Genomic DNA, 18192 nt, shown 5'->3' on the forward strand with positions numbered 1-18192 from the left:
GGGACCCGGGCGCTCGTCATGGCATTCGCTGCCTTCGGTAGAAGCTGATTGCCGCCCTCAGGCGACTGCAGCCGCCTCGGCCATCAGTGACGCGTTCCCTCCCGCCGCGGTCGTGTCCACACAGACATGCCGCTCTAGCTGATAGCGCGATGGAGCGTCCGACGCGCTCAGCACCGGAAGGATCGGCCCCTCCCGCGCGGCGAGGGCGCGCCGGATCGCGGCAAGCTCGGCGCCCTGCGCATCGCTGCAAATCGCATCGATGCCGCGCAGCACGGTCAGAGCCGAAGCATCCAACCGGCCATCGATTGCCGACACTGCCCCTTTCTGACCTTTCGCGCCCGGACAGACGATCAGCGCCGCGTTACCGACCGCAACCGCGCGTTCGGCCTGCAGGCGGGCCGAGGCGGGATCGGGCCCAAGGCACAACACGCGCCCGCGGGGATGGAGCGAGAGCCGGTTCGATTCGCCCGTGGGCCCGGGCAGGCTTTCAGCCTCGCCACTCGCCTCGGCGGGCTTGAGTTGGGCGAGAGCGGCCTCGACCAGCCCCGCATCGATCGGCGGGGTCCCGTTCGAGCCACCTGGGGCCTGGCTTGCACCACTCGCTTCCTCCGCCGAGACCTTGGGACGCATGAACCGAGACACGTAATGCGGGCCACCGGCTTTTGGCCCCGTTCCCGACAGCCCTTCCCCGCCGAAGGGCTGCGAGCCCACGATCGCGCCAATCTGGTTGCGGTTCACATACATGTTGCCGGCCCGAATGCGATCGATGACATGCTGCACCCTGTCGTCGATCCGCGTGTGCAGGCCGAAGGTCAGCCCGTACCCGGTCGCGTTGATGTCGTCGATCACACGGTCGATCTCGTCGGCGCGGAATGTCGCGACATGCAGGACCGGGCCGAAGATCTCGCGCTCGAGATCCGCGATCCCGCCGACGCGGATGATCGTGGGCGCCACGAACGTCCCATCCCGCGGCACGTCGAGCGCCTTGAGGACGTGCCCCTCGGCCCGCGCGGCGGCGACATGGGCGTCGATGCCTGCCTGCGCCTCGGCATCGATGACGGGGCCCACATCGGTCGACAGGCTCCACGGATCTCCCAGGATCAGCTCGTCCATCGCGCCGGTCAGCATCTCCAGCACCCGGGTCGACACATCCTCCTGAAGGTACAGGCATCTGAGTGCCGAGCAGCGCTGCCCCGCGCTCTGGAACGACGAGGCGATGATGTCGCGCACCGCCTGCTCGGGCAGCGCGGTCGAATCGACGATCATGGCGTTGAGCCCGCCCGTCTCGGCGATCAGGACGGCATCGGGCGCCAAGTGCTCGGCCATCGCTCGATCGATGCGCTTTGCGGTCTCCGTCGACCCGGTGAAGCAGACGCCCGCGATCCGCGGATCGGCCGAGAGCCGGCCACCCACCGTGGGGCCGTCGCCCGGCAAGAGCTGCAGTGCGGTCAACGGCACGCCCGCCTCGTGCAGCAGCGCGACCGCGCGCGCCGCAATCAGGGGCGTCTGCTCGGCGGGCTTGGCGATCACCGCATTGCCCGCCGCGAGCGCCGCGGCGATCTGACCGGTGAAGATCGCCAGCGGGAAGTTCCACGGGCTGATGCAGGCGAAAACCCCGCGTGCTTCGAGATCACTGGCCTCCAGCCGCTCGGCCTCGGATGCGTAGTAGCGCAGGAAGTCGACCGCCTCGCGCAGCTCCGCCACGCAGTCGGCAAGGGTCTTGCCCGCCTCGCGCGCCGCGAGGGCGAAGAAGTCGGCGGCGTGCTGCTCGTAAAGGTCGGCCGCGCGGCGAAGCGTGTCAGCCCGGCTCGCCGCGTCACGCGCCGACCACTCGGCAAAGCCCTGCGGAGCCGCATTCAGTGCGGTCTCGACATCTTCTGCCGTGGCGTCGCGAACACGACCGACCTTGTCGGACTGGTCCGCCGGGTTGAAGACCGCGCGTTCCTCCACGCCGGTCACCGCCCCCGCGATCATCGGGCCTGCGGACCACTGATGGTCACGGAAGGGCGCGCGCGCCGCATCGAGCGCGGCGAGTTCGAGCGGGTCCGTCAGATCCCAGCCCGTTGCGTTGCGCCGCCCAGCCCCGTAAAGTTCCGGCGCCTGCGCAATCGCCGGATTGGCCATGTCGGCCAGAGCCTCGGCCGTCGCGATCGGATCGCGCGCGATTTCCTCGGGGCTCACGCTTTCGTCGACGATCTGGTTGACGAAGGACGAGTTCGCGCCGTTCTCGAGGAGCCGCCGCACGAGGTAGGCCAGCAGGTCGCGGTGCGCGCCCACCGGCGCATAGATGCGGCAGCGCGTGTCGTGGCGCGCCTTGACCGCGTCGTGCAGCACCTCGCCCATGCCGTGAAGCCGCTGGAACTCGAACGGCTGGTCCCCCGCCATGTGGAGAATGGCCGCCACCGTATGCGCGTTGTGGGTCGCGAACTGCGGATAGATCCGGTCCGACATCCCCAGCAGCTTGCGTGCGCAGGCGATGTAGCTGACGTCGGTGGCCACCTTGCGCGTGAAGACGGGGAAGCCATCGAGGCCCAACACCTGCGCGCGCTTGATCTCGGCGTCCCAGTAGGCGCCCTTCACGAGCCGCACCATGATCCGCCGGTCGAGCCGTGTCGCCAGCGCGTAGAGCCAGTCGAGCACATGCGCCGCGCGCGGCCCGTAGGCCTGCACGACGACCCCGAACCCGTCCCACTTGCGCAATGCGGGGTCCGACAGCACCGCCTCGATCACGTCGAGAGAGAGGTCGAGCCGGTCGGCCTCTTCGGCGTCGATGTTGAGACCCATGTTGGCCGAGCGCGCGAGCAGCGCGAGCGCGCGGGTGCGGCTCACCAGTTCGTCCATGACCCGCGCCCGCTGCGCCATCTCGTAGCGCGGATGCAGCGCCGAGAGCTTGACCGAGATGCCGGGATTGGCGCGGATGTCGTCCGAAGCGCAGGCCGGCGCAATCGCCGAGATCGCGCGCGAATAGCTCAGATGGTAGGCACGCGCATCACGCTCGGTCCGCGCGGCCTCGCCCAGCATGTCGTAGGAGTAGGTGTAGCCCTTCGCCTCCATCCCGCTCGCGCGCTTCAACGCCTCCGCGATGTCGCGGCCGAGCACGAACTGCCGTCCCATCTCGCGCATCGCCTGGCCTACGGCGACCCGGATCACCGGCTCGCCGAGCCGGCGCACCGCGCCGTGAAGGATACCGGCAATGCCACCTTCTTCCTCGCCCAGGACCCGCCCCGTCAGCATCAGCGCCCAGGTCGAGGCGTTCACCAGCGACGAGGACGAGTGGCCGAGGTGCTTGCCCCAGTCCGAGGGTGCGATCTTGTCCTCGATCAGCGCGTCGATGGTCTCGTCGTCCGGCACCCGCAAGAGCGCCTCGGCCAGGCACATCAGCGCCACGCCCTCGCGCGTCGACAAGCCGTACTCGGCCAGGAAGCTCTGCATCAGGCCGGGATCCGAGGCAGCCCGCACATCGCGCACCAGTTGCGCCGCCTCGCCCGAGATGGCAGCGCGATCGTCCGTCGTCAGCGCCGCGGTCGCGATCAGGCGACGGATCACGCTCGTCTCGTCGGGCAGAATGTCGGCGCGCATGGCCGAGCGGATGGCGTCGAGGTCGCGGTCGATGCTGGACATAACTCTCTCCTGGCGGCGCGAGTCGGCCGCTTGCCTGGTCGGCGGCATCATAGCATTGGCATTTCCGTCATTCCGTCCGAAAATGCGGCAATTCCAGGAGATCAGACCAATGATAAAGCTAAAGACAGTCTATTCGGATAGCAACGCCGCAGATGCGGGTGAAATCGACCAGATCGATCGCCGCATCCTGAGCGAGCTTGCTGCAAACGGCCGGCTGACCGTGACGGAACTGGCCGAGCGCGTGGGCATCTCCAAGACACCCTGCCACACGCGCATGCGCCGCCTTGAGGCCCGCGGCATCATTCTCGGCTACCGCGCGGTGATCGACCCCGAGCGCCTTGGCCTTGGCCACGTGGCCTTCGTCGAGGTCAAGCTCACCGACACCAAGGCCAGTGCGCTCGACGCCTTCAACGCCGCAGTGGGACGCACGCCCGAGATCGAGGAATGCCACATGATCGCCGGCGGTTTCGACTACCTGCTCAAGGTGCGCACCAGCTCAATCGCCGCCTACCGCCGGGTGCTGGGCGAGAAGATCTCGGGCCTTCCCCATGTCGCGCATACCTCGACATATGTCGCGATGCAGGTCGTGAAGGACCCCGGCGCCACCGCTCCGGCACGCTGATCGGGCTATGCAGGCGCCGTTCGATCTGCTGGGATGACGCGCGTGACGAACGGAGGATCGACATGCGCGCACTCACGGCCAACGGGACCCTGATCCATTTCCACGACACCGGGCCAAACGATGCGCCGGCGCTGGTGTTCTCGAATTCGCTTGGCACCGATTTGCGCGCCTGGGAACCGTTGCTCCACCACCTGCCGGCGGGCTGGCGTGTCATCCGCTACGACAAGCGCGGCCATGGGCTCTCGGCCTGCCCGCCTCGCCCCTGGGGCATGGGGGATCACGTCGCGGATCTTGCGGGGCTGCTCGATCATCTTGGCGTGAGCGGCGCGGTGGTGTGCGGTCTCTCGGTCGGCGGACTGATCGCCCAGGGACTGGCGGCCGAGCGCCCCGATCTGGTGCGCGCAATCATCCTTTGCGACACGGCCGCAAAGATCGGCACCGACGAGATCTGGGACGGGCGGATCGCCGCCGTCGAGCAGAGCGGCATGGAGGCTGTGGCCGACGCCACGATGCAGCGCTGGTTCACCGGGAAGACGCTCCGCGACGACCCCGAGCGGGTCGCCCTGTGGCGCAACATGGTGACCCGAACCCCGGCCGAGGGCTATCTCGGGACAATGGAGTCGATCCGCGACTGCGACCTGCGCGAGAGCACGCCGCGCTTGCGGCTTCCCTGCATGGGCGTCGGCGGCGTCGAGGACGACGCCACGCCGCCCGACCTCGTGCGCGAGACGGTCGAGATGATCCCCGGCGGCAAGTTCCACCTGCTGCGCGGCGCCGGCCACATCCCGCAGGCCGAGGCCCCCGAACAGCTTGGCCGCCTCATGACCGAGTTCCTCGCGGGGCTCTGACGTCGCGCCGGCTTCAGGCGGCGCGAGACGGGGTGAGCCCGCCCTGGCGCTCGATGAAGGCCGCGATCTCGGCCACGCCCTCGCCCGCGCGGAGCCGGGTGAAGACAAAGGGCCGCTCGCCCCGCATGCGCCGGGCATCGCGCTCCATCACCTCGAGCGAGGCGCCGACATGGGGCGCGAGATCGGTCTTGTTGATGACCAGCAGGTCCGAGCGCGTGATGCCTGGGCCGCCCTTCCGGGGGATCTCCTCGCCCGCCGCGACGTCGATGACATAGACCGTCAGGTCGGCGAGCTCCGGGCTGAAGGTGGCCGCGAGGTTGTCGCCCCCCGACTCGATCAGCACCAGGTCGAGGTCGGGATGCCGGGCGCGCAGGTCCGCGACGGCGGCGAGGTTGATCGAGGCGTCCTCGCGGATCGCAGTGTGCGGGCAGCCGCCCGTCTCGACCCCGACGATGCGATCGAGCGGCAGCGCCTGGCTGCGCATCAGGAACTCGGCATCCTCGCGCGTGTAGATGTCGTTCGTTATCGCCGCGAGCGAAAAGCGCGCGCGCAGATGCTTGCAGAGCCGGTCGGTCAGGGTGGTCTTGCCCGCGCCGACCGGGCCGCCGATGCCGACGCGGAGGGGGCCGTGGGGGGATGTCATGAGCGGAAGAGCCTCACGCTTTGGGTTTCGTGGCGCATCGCGGCGATATCGCCGATGAAGCAGGCGGAACCGATGTCGTCGAGCGAGGCGCCGATCGCCTCGGCCGCGATCCGGCGGATCAGGGGGGCAAGACGGGCGACGACCCCCTGCCCCTCGGTCTGGCCCAGCGGGATCAGGCGGATGCCCGCCGAGACGAGATTGGACGCGAATGCGTGCAGGTAGAGGGCGGCTGTATCCTCCAGCGGAAGGCCATGCTGCGCCGCAGCCCTGCCAATTGCCACAGGATAGGGGGCGGCGGGCAGATCCGGGCCCCAGGCTGCCGCCGTCGTCGCGGCGAAGGCATTGCCCTGCGCCTCGGCCTCGAGCAGGCGCTCGGACGAGGGCGCGAGTGCCCGGGCGAGCTCCGCGACCTGCTCGTCTACCGGATCGCGCCAGGCATGGGCGAGAAGGATCGCGTCCGTCCGCCCCGCCCCGTGCTCCAGCGTGTCGGCGATCCATGCCGCAAGTGTCTCGGCGTCGTGGATCGCGCCGTCGCCGATCGCCGCCTCGAAACCGTGAGAATAGGTAAAGGCCCCGACCGGATAGGACGGGCTCAGCCAGGTCGCCAGCTTCAGCAGCGCCTCAGTCATCTGCGCGCTCGGCTAGGATGTCGGTGCGGCCGATCTGCCAGAAGTGCACCTCGCGGATCAGCCGGATCGACGGCTTTGCGGCGAAGCAGATGCTGCCGATAATGAAGAGCCAGGTTCCCGTCCGGACCGTAGCTTCGTTGAGAAAGAGAACGCTGCCGACGACGAAGAACGCCGCGGCCGAGAAGTCAACGGCAGTGTAGAGGACTTCGTAGGCGGCGTAGATACGCCTGTGTCGTGCCGACTGACCGCGTGTGTTGGGGTCAAAGAACATGATCTTCAGCTCTCTCCATGCCTCGCGGGGATATGGGCGTTGGGGTCGTCATGCGGGTCATGACTGTGACTATGACCATGCGTGCGGCCATGGCCATAGGCCCCACCCTCGGGCTGGAACGGCTCGGTCACCGATTGCAGCGTGGCACCGAGCCGGATCAGCATCTCCTCGAGCACATGGTCGTGGCGGATCAGCAGCCTGTCCGCCTCGACCTGCACGGGAAGATGGCGGTTGCCCAGGTGCCAGCAAAGCCGGAGCAGATGGTGCGGATCCGCGCCGCGCACCTCGGTGAGCCGCTCGGGCGCGGCGCGGATCAGAACCTGGCGCCCGTCCTCGAGCACCAGCGCGGCGCCATCGCGCAACTCGACCGCCTCGGCGAGATCGAGCAGGATCTCCTCGCCCGCATCGGTCCGAAGCAGGCCCCTGCGACGGTAGCGCTCGTCATAGGCAAGGGTCACGACCCCGGCGGGCTCGCCATCCGCATCGCTTGTCCGGGTCGCGCGCATCAGAACAGGAAGTACCGCTGGGCCATCGGAAGCTCGACGGCCGGGTCGCAGGTCAGCAGCTCGCCATTCGCGCGCACCTCGTAGGTCTCGGGGTGGACCTCGATCTCGGGGGTCGCGGCGTTCAGCACCATGTCCCGCTTGCCGATCGCGCGCGTTCCCCTGACCGCCAGCGTCTCCTTCGCGAGGCCGAGCCGCGCGCCGATGCCGTCGGCCTGCGCGGCCTCGCTGACGAAGGTCACGGCCGAGGCGGTGCGCGAGCGGCCGAATGCGCCCCACATCGGCCGGGTATAGACCGGCTGGGGGGTCGGGATCGAGGCGTTCGGATCCCCCATCTGGGCGCAGGCGATGGTGCCGCCGATCAGCACCATCTCGGGCTTCACGCCGAAGAAGGCCGGGTTCCACAGCACCAGATCCGCGCGCTTGCCGACCTCGACCGAGCCGATCTCGTGGCTGATCCCGTGCGTGATCGCGGGGTTGATCGTGTATTTCGCGACATAGCGGCGGACACGGAAATTGTCGTTGTCGCCCGTCTCCTCGGGCAGGCGGCCGCGCTGGACCTTCATCTTGTGGGCGGTCTGCCAGGTGCGGATGATGACCTCGCCGACACGGCCCATCGCCTGGCTGTCGGAGGCGATGATCGAGAAGGCGCCCATGTCGTGGAGGATGTCCTCGGCCGCGATGGTCTCGCGCCGGATGCGGCTCTCGGCGAAGGCCACGTCCTCGGGGATCGACTTGGACAGGTGATGGCACACCATCAGCATGTCGAGATGCTCATCGATCGTGTTGACCGTGAAAGGACGCGTCGGATTGGTCGACGAGGGGATGACGTAGTCCTCTCCGCAGACCTTGATGATGTCGGGCGCATGGCCCCCGCCCGCTCCCTCGGTATGGAAGGCGTGGATCGTCCGGCCCTTGAGTGCCCTGATCGTGTTCTCGACGAAGCCCGACTCGTTGAGCGTGTCGGTATGGATCATCACCTGCACGTCCATCGCGTCGGCTACCGAGAGACAGCAATCGATGGAGCCCGGCGTCGTGCCCCAGTCCTCGTGCAGCTTGAGCGCGCAGGCCCCTGCCTTGACCTGCTCTTCGAGCGCGGCGGGGAGCGAGGCATTCCCCTTGCCGGCAAAGGCGAGGTTCATCGGGAAGGCGTCGGCGGCCATCAGCATCCGCCCGATATGCCACGGCCCCGGCGTGCAGGTGGTGGCGAGCGTGCCGTGGGCGGGACCGGTGCCGCCGCCCAGCATCGTCGTCACGCCCGAGTGCAGCGCGTCCTCGATCTGCTGGGGGCAGATGTAGTGGATGTGGCTGTCGAAGCCGCCGGCCGTGAGGATCTTGCCCTCGCCGGCGATCGCCTCGGTGCCGGGGCCGATGACGATGGTCACGCCCGGCTGCGTGTCGGGGTTCCCGGCCTTGCCGATGGCGGCGATGCGGCCGTCGTGCAGCCCGATATCGGCCTTGAAGACGCCGGTGTGATCGACGACCAGCGCATTGGTGATGACCGTATCGACCGCGCCCTCGGCGCGGGTTGCCTGGCTCTGGCCCATGCCGTCGCGGATCACCTTGCCGCCACCGAACTTCACCTCCTCGCCATAGGGTCCGGTGAGGTCGCGCTCGACCTCGATGAAGAGCTCGGTGTCCGCGAGGCGCACGCGGTCGCCGGTGGTGGGGCCGAACATGGCGGCATAGGAAGCGCGGGAGATCGGGGTGGGCATGGGCTCAATCCTCTGGCTGCGCAAAGGCGCGAAAGCGCCGCTTTTCACGCGTGAAAACGGGGTCAATTGATTGATTGAAAACGTTTTTCACAAAACCCATGGCGCCAGACATGCATCGCCAACCCGGATAGCGGGATGACTGCCCGCCAGGACGCGCCGTCACGCAGCGCACGAATCCGGCTTGACGGCTCGCCTCATGCGGGCACCTGATATCGATCTCGGCGCCGTGCCCGGGTGACGGTGCCCGTACCCGGCGCATCGCGGCGGCAGCGACCGCAGTGTCAGCGCCTCGTGGAGGTTGAACACCATGCGACGCCTCGCCCCGCTCCTCGCCGCGATGCTCTCGACCGCACTGCTGGGCGCAAGCCAGACCGACGCGGATGCCGAAACGCCGCTCGAGCGTGGCGCCTACCTGGTCGGCGCCGTTGCGGCCTGCGGCAACTGCCACTCGCCGCTTGGTCCGGACGGCGTGCCGGTCCCGGACCAGGAACTGGCCGGACGCTTCGTGATCAAGCTGCCGGAGTTCGACGCCTGGGCGCCGAACATCACCCCCGCAAGCCGCGTCGCAAGCTGGAGCGACGCCGAGCTTGCGCGCGCGATCCGCGAGGGGATCCGGCCCGACGGCAGCGTCATCGGACCGCCCATGCCGATCGAGCTCTACCGCGGCATCGCGGACGAGGACCTCATGGCGATCGTCGCCTATCTGCGCACCCTGCCACCGGTCGAGAACGAGGTTCCGCGCTCGACCTACAACATCCCCCTGCCGCCGAGTTACGGCCCGCCCGTGGTCCATATCGAGCGGCCGTCCGAGGACGACCCCGTGGCCTATGGCGCCTATCTCGCGGGCCCGGTCGCCCATTGCACCGAGTGCCACACGCCGATGATCGGCGGGCATTTCGATTTCGAGAACAGCATGGGGGCGGGCGGGCGCGAGTTTCCGGGGCCCTGGGGGGTGTCGGTCTCGGCCAACCTGACGCCGGCCGAGCACGCCCTGGCGCGCCTGAGCGACGCAGAAGTGGTCGACATCATCCGCACCGGGCAGCGCCCCGACGGCACGCGGCTGCTGCCGCCGATGGGCGTGGCCTTCTACAGCGAGATGACCGAGCGCGACGCCCAGGCCATTGTCGCATGGCTGCGGACCTTGCCGCCGAAATCCACCCCGTGAGCCTCGCGGGGCGGACGCCGCGCTGAGCCCGGGGGCCAAGGCAGTGCAGGACGTGTGCGAGACCGGGGCGCGCATTCTCAGTCCCCCCCGCCTTGCGGGTCATGACGCCCGGCGCCGGTGTCATCGAGACGGCGGCTCATGAAGATGATGCGGTCGTCGCCGCCATCGCCGCCACGTTCGAACGGACGGCACTCGACGAAGCCGAGCGCGCGGTAGAGCGCAAGCGCCTCGACATGCCGATAGAGCGCCGACAGGCGTATCTCGCGGTATCCGAGGGCATACGCCTCGCGGAATAGTGCCTCGCAAAGGGCGCGGCCGAGCCCCGCGCCGCGCGCCTCGGGCCGCACGAAGAGCCGGTTCATCTCGCAGGCAGGGCCGTCGAGCGCCTTGAGCATGACGACGCCGGCGGGCTGGCCGCGGTGGTCGGCGATGAGGCATTCGCCGCCCGGCGGGCCGAAATGAGCGGCGAAGGCGCGAAGCTGCCCTTCGAAGTCCTGCCGGGTGAGATAGTCGTCGATTTCGGCCTGCATCTCGGGATAGCGCTGGTGCAGGAAGGCGACGAAGTCGCGCGCCAGATCGCGGGCGGCGTTGATCTCGTCGGGTGTGCGGACCTTCCTGATACCGGTCATCGGCGCCTCAGTCGATCCAGAGCCCGCGGGCCTTATGCCAGTCCTCGATCGACTGTTCGGGGTAGCGGTCGAAGCACTGGTCGCCGGGCCGGACGTCGGGCTCGACCCAGGGGGCCCTGGAGCCGAGCATCAGGTGCACGCGGGCGGGCGGCACCGGCAGCGGCGTGTCGACGCTGGATGCGAAGGGGTGCAGAAGCTCGGGCCATTCCGGGTCGTGGATCCAGAGCATCGAGCCGCAGTGGCGGCAGAAGTGCCGGCGGCAGCCGCCCTCGGCGCCGTTGTAGGGGGGCGTGTCGATGACCGCGCGGTAGACCGCGACATGCTCGCGCCCCGTCACCTCGAGCGTCGCGGCATCGGCAAGGAGGTTTATGGCATAGCCCGCACCCCCGCTCTTGCGGCAGGCCGAGCAGTAGCAGAGCTGGTAGGGGTAAGGCGCGCTGCTTGCGACCGCGTAGCTGACGGCGCCGCAGCGGCAGGAGCCTTCGAGGGTCAGGGGCATGGGGCGTGCCCCTCGGGCAGCGCTCGGGACCGGGCCGCCATCACAGCGCCCCCATCACTTTCTGATTGAACCCATAGACATTCCGCGCGCCCGAAAGCGGCACCAGCGTCACCTCGCGTTCCTGCCCCGGCTCGAAGCGCACCGCCGTCCCCGCCGCAATGTCGAGGCACATGCCGTGGGCGGCCGCGCGGTCGAAGCTCAGCGCCTCGTTGGTCTCGGAGAAATGGTAGTGGCTGCCGACCTGAACCGGGCGGTCGCCGGTGTTGGCGACGGTCAGGGTGATCGCTTCGCGCCCGTCGTTGAGGATGATCTCGCCCTCGGCGGGGATGATCTCGCCGGGGATCATTGGCCCGTGCTCCGCGCGACGACGGTGAATGCGACGGGGGCTGGGGTGGGATCGGACTGGACGTGATGACGCATCGCGGGCTCCGGCAGGTCGATCAGCGGATCGGGTGGTGGACGGTCACGAGCTTGGTGCCGTCGGGGAAGGTCGCCTCGACCTGGACCTCGTGGATCATCTCGGCGACGCCCTCCATGACCTGCGCGCGCGAGATGACATGGGCGCCGGCGGCCATGAGTTCGGCCACCGAACAGCCGTCGCGGGCGCCCTCGACCACGAAGTCGGTGATCAGCGCCACCGCCTCGGGGTGGTTGAGCCGCACGCCGCGCGCAAGGCGGCGGCGGGCGATCTCGGCCGCCATCGAGACCAGGAGCTTGTCCTTCTCGCGGGGGGTCAGCATCATCGAGGGGGCCTCCTCACATCGTCCAGACCCGGGGCAGCGGCCGGTCACGCAGCCCGGCCAGCAGGTGCCTCAGTGCGGACCGTAAGTGCGCGCCATCCGGTGCGGCAAGCCTGATCGACAGGGTTTCGCGCAAGTATGAGGCACCTGCACAATTCTTCGGCAGAAACTCACGCGCCATGCTGAGTTTCCGCTCAGCATCGGGCGCGGCATAGAGGATGGTCGCGAAGGCGCGCTGTCCCGCCAGCACGGCGGGGCGCGCGGCGATCTCGGCAACCGGGCCCGAGAGTCGCGTGGCCTCGGCGCGGATCAGCCGGCCGCCGCGCCTGATCTCCCAGCGATCCGCGAAATGCGCCTGCGTTACCTGCTCGCCCATCGCGGCGCGGCCCAGGACGACGGGCTCGACGACCAGCAGATGCGCATCCTCGGCCATCTCGACGCGGAGGCAGCGCTCGAGCGCCGAGCCGTCGAAGAGGATCGTCTCCTGCGCCAGCCAGTCGAGCCGGGCGCCGGGGCTGAGTTCGAGCGTGACGTCGACGCGGCCGACCTCGCCCGGCTGGGCGCGATAGGCGCGTTCGGCCGTCTGGGTGGCGAGGACGAGCTCGGCCCCCGCTCCGGTGCGGGCATGCCACGCGAACCGGTCGCCCCCGGTGATGCCGCCCGCCGTGTTGATCAGGACGGCCGTGGCCGCGGGCTCGCCCTGCGGCAGGAGGCAGCGCGCCGAGCCGGACTGATAGAGGTCGGCAAGCCGGCTTGACGGGCCCCGGACCCGCAGCGCGGCGCCGGGGCGCTCGCCCTGCCCCTGCCCGGACGCCTCGACCGCCACGCGTACCGCGCCCTCGGCGCGCGGCTGGCGCCGTGGCGGATGCGGGGCATCTGGAAGGCCGGGGGCAAGCAAGGTCACGGGCGGCGTCTCCGTCAAATCGGGGCGCGCCCCGGCGACCGGGCGGTCCCCGGCGCGCGGCGTGGCGCACGCAGAACCCTGCAAGCGGCGTGCCGGATCGCGCGATCCCCGGCCGGGCGCGCATCCGCGGGCCATGCCGGGTCGCCCGCCAGTTGAAACCCGACCCCTGCGCGGGGTATTCAGGAGGCTCCGGGTTGGGCGTGGCGTGAGGGCGGGCATGACGGTTCTTGTGACGGGTGGCGCGGGCTACATCGGCAGCCACATGGTGCTGGCCCTGCGCGACAGGGGCGAGGATGTCGTGGTGCTCGACACGCTGGCCACCGGACGGCGCGAGGCCGTGCCCGGCGACGTGCCGCTGGTGGTGGGTGATGTCGCGGACCGCGCGCTGGTGCGCGACCTGATCCCGCGGCGGGGCGTCGATGCAATCGTGCATTTCGCGGGCTCGACGGTTGTGCCGGACTCGGTGGCGAACCCGCTGGCCTATTACGCCAACAACACCATCGGCTCGCACGCGCTGATCTCGGAGGCGGTGGCGGCAGGGCTCGGGGCCTTCATCTTCTCCTCGACCGCGGCGGTCTATGGTTCAGGCGAGGGCCGGCCGGTGGCCGAGGACGCGCCGACCCTGCCCGAGAGCCCCTACGGCGCCTCCAAGCTGATGACCGAGACCATGCTGCGCGATGCCGACGCGGCCCATGGCCTGCCGCATGTCTGCCTGCGCTATTTCAACGTCGCGGGGGCCGATCCCGCCGGCCGCGCGGGGCAGTCGACGCCGCGCGCCACGCACCTGATCAAGGTGGCCTGCGAGGCCGCGACCGGGCAGCGCGCGGGGATCACGGTCTTCGGGACGGACTACCCCACGCCTGACGGGACCTGCGTGCGCGATTACATCCATGTGAGCGACCTGATCGACGCGCATCTCGCCGCGCTCGACCATCTGCGCGGTGGCGGGGGTAGCCAGACGCTCAATTGCGGATACGGACGGGGGCATTCGGTCCGCGAGGTCGTCACCGCCGTGGGCCGGGCGGCGGGGCAGCCGATCGCGGTCACCGAGGGCCCGCGCCGGCCGGGCGACATGGCCTCGCTCGTGGCCGATGCGGGCCGCATCCGCGATGTGCTGGGCTGGCGGCCCCGGCATGACGACCTCGACGAGATCGTGCGCCATGCGCTGGCCTGGGAGCGCCGCCGCGCCGCGGCCTGAGCCGCAGGGTTCGGCGGCGCGCGGCGCGCTCAGTTCGTGCCGTGGCGGGCGAAGACCTCGGTGCCGCCGTCGCGGCGCAGAAGCAGCACCTCGTAGGGCTCGGCGGCATCGCCCATCTCCATCCCCGGCGAGCCGATCGGCATGCCCGGCACGCTGAGACCCACCGCGTCGGGCCGCTCGGCCAGCAGGCGCCGCACGTCCTCGGCCGGGACATGGCCCTCGATCACGTAGCCCTCGACCATCGCGGTGTGGCACGACGCCGTGGCGATGGTGATGCCGAGCCGTGCCTTGGCCTGGGCCAGCATGTCGTCGGGTGTGTCGCGCAGGGCGACGTCGAAGCCCGCATGCTGCATGTGCTCGGCCCAGGCCGTGCAGCAGCCGCAGGTCGGCGACTTCATCACCTCGACCGCCTGCGCGGCGGCGAGGCCAGGCGCCGCGAAGGTGGCAAGTGCAAATGCAAGGGGCGCGATCGAAAAGGTCCTGCGGGGCATGGCTCCCTCCTTCATCAGAGCTTGATCCGGCCGAGCCGGAGGGCGTTGGTGATGACCGAGACCGACGAGAGGCTCATCGCCGCCGCCGCGAACATGGGCGAGATCAGGACTCCGAGGAAAGGATAGAGGATCCCCGCCGCCACCGGCACCCCGGCCGCGTTGTAGACCAGCGCGAAGAACAGGTTCTGGCGGATGTTGCTCATCGTCGCCTCGGCCAGCCTGCGGGCGCGCACGATGCCGCCAAGGTCGCCCTTCACCAGCGTGAGCCCCGCGCTCTCGATCGCCACGTCGGCCCCGGTGCCCATGGCGATGCCGACATCGGCCTGCGCAAGCGCCGGCGCGTCGTTCACGCCGTCACCCGCCATGGCGACCCGGTGCCCCTGGTCCTGCATCTCGCGGATGATGCGCGCCTTGTCCTCGGGAAGCACGTCGGCCCGGACCTCGTCGATGCCGAGGCGGCCCGCCACGGCCCGCGCCGTACGCGCGTTGTCGCCGGTGGCCATTACGATGCGGAAACCGAGGGCGTGAAGGTCCCTGAGCGCATCGGGCGTGGTCTGCTTGACCGGGTCGGCCACGCTGACGAGGCCCGCGACCGCGCCATCGACGACGACGAACATCACCGTCTCGCCCTGGTCGCGGCGGGCATCGGCCTCGGCCGAGGTCTCGCCCGGATCGATGCCGAGTTCCTCGAGCAGCCTGGCGTTGCCCAGCGCGACCGACCTGCCGTCGACCTGGCCCGTCACGCCCTTGCCGGTGACGGCCTCGAAGTCTTCGGCCTTCGCGAATGTCACGCCCCGCTCCTCGGCGCCCGAAACGATCGCCTCGGCCAGCGGATGCTCGGAGCCGCGCTCGAGGCTGGCGGCGAGGCGCAGGACCTCGCCCTCGTCATGTCCCGCACCTGCCATCACGGCGACCAGCCTGGGCTTGCCCTCGGTCAGCGTGCCGGTCTTGTCGACGATCAGGGTGTCGACCTTGGCGAAGCGCTCGAGTGCCTCGGCGTTCTTGATGAGGACGCCGGCCCTGGCGCCGCGCCCGGTCGCGGTCATCACCGACATCGGCGTCGCGAGGCCGAGCGCGCAGGGGCAGGCGATGATCAGCACCGAAACGGCTGCGACGAGCGCATAGGCGAGTGGCGGCTGCGGGCCCCAGATCGCCCACCCGATGAAGGCAAGCACGGCCACCGCGATCACGGCCGGCACGAAATAGCCGGCCACCTGGTCGGCCAGCTTCTGGATCGGCGCGCGCGAGCGCTGTGCCTGCGCCACCATCTCGACGATCTGGCTCAGCATCGTGTCCTTGCCGACGCGCCGCGCCTCCATCACGAGACTGCCCTTCTGGTTCAGCGTGGCGCCTGTGACCTCGTCACCCGCGACCTTCTCGACCGGGACGGGTTCACCCGTCAGCATCGATTCATCGACCGACGAGCGGCCTTCGACCACCGCGCCGTCGACCGGGATCTTCTCGCCCGGGCGCACGCGGAGGCGGTCGCCGACCCTGACCTCCTCGAGCGGGACCTCGGTCTCGTTGCCTGCGTCGTCGATCCGCCGCGCGGTCTTCGCGGCGAGATCGAGGAGCGCGCGGATCGCCGCGCCGGTCTTCTCCCGCGCCCGCAGCTCGAGGATCTGGCCAAGCAGGACGAGGACGACGATCACCGCGCCTGCCTCGAAATAGACCGGGACATGCCCCCCGGCGTGGCGAAAGCCCGCGGGGAAGATGCCGGGCGCGATCACGGCGGTGACGCTGAAAGCATAGGCCGCGGCCACGCCCATGCCGATCAGGCTGAACATGTTGAGGTTCATCGAGCGGAACGACTTCGCGCCGCGCACGAGGAACGGCCAGCCCGACCAGAGGATCACCGGCGTCGCCAGGATCAGCTCGGCCCAGAGCGCGAAGCGCTCGCCAAGCCAGTCGCGCACGGGAAGGCCGAGCATCGGCCCCATGGCGAGGACCAGCACCGGCACCGTCAGAGCCGCGCCGATGGCAAAGCGGCGGCGGAAATCGACAAGCTCGGGGTTCGGCCCCGCGTCGCCGGTCGGGACGTCGGGCTCGAGCGCCATGCCGCAGATCGGGCAGTCGCCGGGCTTGTCCTCGACGATCTCGGGATCCATCGGGCAGATGTATTTGGTGCCCGCGGGCATCGGCTCGGGCGCGGGGCGCTCGCCGAGATACTTGTCGGGCTGGGCCTCGAACTTGTCGTGGCAGCCCGACGAGCAGAAGTAGAACCGCTCGCCCGCGTGCCTGGCCACGTGGCGGGCGGTGGCGCGCTCGACCTTCATGCCGCAGACAGGGTCCTTCGCGGTGATGTAGTCGGCGGGCGCGGCCTCGAACTTGTCGCGGCATCGCGGATTGCAGAAGTGGTAGGTGTGGCCCTCGTGGTCGAGCGTCGGCTTGCCCGCGTCGGGATCGACTGTCATGCCGCAGACGGGATCAAGGGTAACGGTGGAGGGCGCGGTGGTCATCTGGATGTGCTCGCGTGCCATGCATCTCTCGGATTGCCCGCGGCCTTTGCGGGCGTGTTCGGGTGGGAGGTAGGCCTTCCAGCAGCTGGAAGGTCAAGGGGGCCGTATGCGTCCAGCAGCCTTCCGGTGCAAAGGTCCGCGCGGAATCCGGCGTGATCATTCGGTGTTGACCCCGCGTTTACGCTCGGGTCCTATGGATTCAAGGGGGAGCCTGCGCGACGGGCGCCATTTGCAGAACCGGGGCAAAGCCCGGCAAATGAAGGAATTTTCAGACGTGTCTGCGCGCCGGAGTCGCACCGCTTACCGTATCGGCTACACGTTGTGGCCCTCCGATTTCGAGCTTTCCGACCCGGCATCCTGGCTCGACGAGGCCGAGGCGCTGGAGGTGGATTCGGTCGAGATCCCGCTGTTCTGCACGCGTCTGATCGCCAATTGCCGGCCGATCGAGCCCGCGTTGCGCCGCTTCGCCGCCGCCTTCGAGGGCCGCGCCATCGAGCGAACGACTCACGGCATGCTTTCGATCAACCTGATGGACGAACCGGACCGGCTGCCCATGCACGAAGCGGTGGCCAGGGCGAATATCGAGGTCTCGGCACGGCTCGGCGCGCGGCGCATGGTCCTGCACTGCGGCATGGCCAAGGCGGACGACCCGGACACGCTGGAAGCCGCCTACGGGCGCCAGCGCGAGAGCCTTGCGCGGCTTGGCGACGTCGCCCGGACACATGAGGTCGAGCTCTGCGTCGAGACCATATGGAGCTTTGACGGCCGGCAGACCGCCCTGCCCTCGAAGCTGGCGCACGAGCTTGTGGAGATCGGGCACCCCGCGGTGCGGGCCACGATCGATTTCGCCCATTCCGCGCTGCAATGCCATCGCGAGGGGGCCGACCTGATGAGCGAGGTCCGGACGCTTGCTCCGCTGGTCCACCACATCCACCTCAACGACTGTTTTGGCGTGCTGCATCCGACGGCGGTCGCGCTGCCGACCGAGGCGGTGGCCTACGGGTCGGGCGACCTGCACCTGCCGATCGGCTGGGGCTCGCTCGACTGGGTGCGGCTGCTGACCGAGCCTGACTGGCCCGACGTGGACATCATCCTCAACCAGGAACTGCACCCGACCTTCTGGTACGCGCTGCCGGGCGACGTCGCGCAGATGCGGCGGCTGGCCGATCTGATGCGCGGCAGGAACCTGCGCGCGGGTGACGACGGGGCCCTCGCGCGCTATCCGGCGCCGCACTAAGCCGCGGCCGCCCGGTGC

Annotated in this window: 18 protein-coding genes; 5 read left to right on the plus strand and 13 right to left on the minus strand. The window is 69.7% G+C overall.

Annotated elements, in window-relative coordinates; all coding sequences use genetic code 11:
* Positions 1-57: 57 nt before the first annotated feature.
* Positions 58-3621, minus strand: coding sequence for a bifunctional proline dehydrogenase/L-glutamate gamma-semialdehyde dehydrogenase PutA (gene putA, locus H0I76_RS05710; RefSeq protein ID WP_200608167.1), 3564 nt, complete (start codon positions 3619-3621; stop codon positions 58-60).
* 109 nt (positions 3622-3730) lie between these two features.
* Between putA and H0I76_RS05715 the strand changes: the two genes are divergently transcribed.
* Positions 3731-4243 carry an Lrp/AsnC family transcriptional regulator gene (locus H0I76_RS05715; RefSeq protein ID WP_200608169.1) on the plus strand — a complete coding sequence of 171 codons (513 nt, stop codon included), beginning with the start codon at positions 3731-3733 and terminating at the stop codon, positions 4241-4243.
* 62 nt (positions 4244-4305) lie between these two features.
* Positions 4306-5091: a 3-oxoadipate enol-lactonase gene (gene pcaD, locus H0I76_RS05720; protein WP_200608172.1), complete on the plus strand. Its 786-nt coding sequence runs from the start codon at positions 4306-4308 to the stop codon at positions 5089-5091.
* Positions 5092-5104: 13 nt separating this feature from the next.
* On the opposite strand, the gene ureG is transcribed toward pcaD, so the two are convergent.
* From ureG to ureC, 5 genes are read right to left on the minus strand one after another with little or no spacing between them, the layout of a single operon-like run.
* Complete coding sequence (gene ureG, locus H0I76_RS05725; RefSeq protein ID WP_200608175.1) at positions 5105-5734, minus strand: urease accessory protein UreG; 630 nt, start codon at positions 5732-5734, stop codon at positions 5105-5107.
* Positions 5731-6363, minus strand: a complete 633-nt coding sequence (locus tag H0I76_RS05730; RefSeq protein WP_200608177.1) for an urease accessory protein UreF — start codon at positions 6361-6363, stop codon at positions 5731-5733. Before H0I76_RS05730 ends, ureG begins: the two co-directional genes overlap by 4 nt.
* Positions 6356-6634 (minus strand): YrhK family protein, encoded by a 279-nt coding sequence (locus H0I76_RS05735; protein ID WP_200608179.1) that lies wholly within the window; start codon positions 6632-6634, stop codon positions 6356-6358. The genes H0I76_RS05730 and H0I76_RS05735 overlap by 8 nt, the downstream gene beginning before the upstream one ends.
* A gap of 5 nt (positions 6635-6639) precedes the next feature.
* A complete protein-coding gene (ureE, locus tag H0I76_RS05740) occupies positions 6640-7140 on the minus strand; it encodes an urease accessory protein UreE (RefSeq protein WP_200608181.1) in 501 nt (166 codons plus the stop codon).
* Complete coding sequence (ureC, locus tag H0I76_RS05745; RefSeq protein ID WP_200608184.1) at positions 7140-8852, minus strand: urease subunit alpha; 1713 nt, start codon at positions 8850-8852, stop codon at positions 7140-7142. The genes ureE and ureC overlap by 1 nt, the downstream gene beginning before the upstream one ends.
* A gap of 307 nt (positions 8853-9159) precedes the next feature.
* On the opposite strand from ureC, the gene H0I76_RS05750 reads away from it, so the two are divergent.
* Positions 9160-10017 carry a cytochrome c family protein gene (locus H0I76_RS05750; protein WP_234455149.1) on the plus strand — a complete coding sequence of 286 codons (858 nt, stop codon included), beginning with the start codon at positions 9160-9162 and terminating at the stop codon, positions 10015-10017.
* Positions 10018-10094: 77 nt separating this feature from the next.
* Here the strand turns inward: H0I76_RS05750 and H0I76_RS05755 are convergent, their stop codons facing one another.
* From H0I76_RS05755 to H0I76_RS05775, 5 genes are all read right to left on the minus strand, one after another.
* Positions 10095-10646: a GNAT family N-acetyltransferase gene (locus H0I76_RS05755; RefSeq protein ID WP_200608186.1), complete on the minus strand. Its 552-nt coding sequence runs from the start codon at positions 10644-10646 to the stop codon at positions 10095-10097.
* A gap of 7 nt (positions 10647-10653) precedes the next feature.
* The gene (locus H0I76_RS05760; protein ID WP_200608188.1) at positions 10654-11145 is read right to left on the minus strand and encodes a GFA family protein; all 492 of its coding nucleotides are present in this window, start codon (positions 11143-11145) and stop codon (positions 10654-10656) included.
* Between the two features lie 40 nt (positions 11146-11185).
* Positions 11186-11491 carry an urease subunit beta gene (locus H0I76_RS05765; protein ID WP_200608191.1) on the minus strand — a complete coding sequence of 102 codons (306 nt, stop codon included), beginning with the start codon at positions 11489-11491 and terminating at the stop codon, positions 11186-11188.
* 94 nt (positions 11492-11585) lie between these two features.
* Positions 11586-11888: an urease subunit gamma gene (locus H0I76_RS05770; RefSeq protein WP_200608193.1), complete on the minus strand. Its 303-nt coding sequence runs from the start codon at positions 11886-11888 to the stop codon at positions 11586-11588.
* Between the two features lie 13 nt (positions 11889-11901).
* On the minus strand, positions 11902-12789 hold the full coding sequence (locus tag H0I76_RS05775) for an urease accessory protein UreD (protein ID WP_325166409.1): 888 nt from the start codon (positions 12787-12789) through the stop codon (positions 11902-11904).
* Between the two features lie 217 nt (positions 12790-13006).
* Here H0I76_RS05775 and galE point away from each other — a divergent pair, with 217 nt between their 5' ends.
* On the plus strand, positions 13007-13987 hold the full coding sequence (gene galE / locus H0I76_RS05780) for a UDP-glucose 4-epimerase GalE (protein WP_200608197.1): 981 nt from the start codon (positions 13007-13009) through the stop codon (positions 13985-13987).
* 29 nt (positions 13988-14016) lie between these two features.
* Here galE and H0I76_RS05785 read toward each other — a convergent pair whose 3' ends face one another.
* Together H0I76_RS05785 and H0I76_RS05790 are read right to left on the minus strand one after the other, a co-directional pair.
* Positions 14017-14478, minus strand: coding sequence for a DUF411 domain-containing protein (locus H0I76_RS05785; protein ID WP_200608199.1), 462 nt, complete (start codon positions 14476-14478; stop codon positions 14017-14019).
* 14 nt (positions 14479-14492) lie between these two features.
* Positions 14493-16958: a heavy metal translocating P-type ATPase gene (locus tag H0I76_RS05790; protein WP_234455150.1), complete on the minus strand. Its 2466-nt coding sequence runs from the start codon at positions 16956-16958 to the stop codon at positions 14493-14495.
* Positions 16959-17211: 253 nt separating this feature from the next.
* Here H0I76_RS05790 and H0I76_RS05795 point away from each other — a divergent pair, with 253 nt between their 5' ends.
* The gene (locus H0I76_RS05795) at positions 17212-18174 is read left to right on the plus strand and encodes a sugar phosphate isomerase/epimerase family protein (protein WP_200608201.1); all 963 of its coding nucleotides are present in this window, start codon (positions 17212-17214) and stop codon (positions 18172-18174) included.
* Positions 18175-18192: the final 18 nt, after the last annotated feature.

It is taken from the genome of Thermohalobaculum xanthum (assembly GCF_016623495.1).
Taxonomy (GTDB): Bacteria; Pseudomonadota; Alphaproteobacteria; order Rhodobacterales; family Rhodobacteraceae; genus Thermohalobaculum; species Thermohalobaculum xanthum.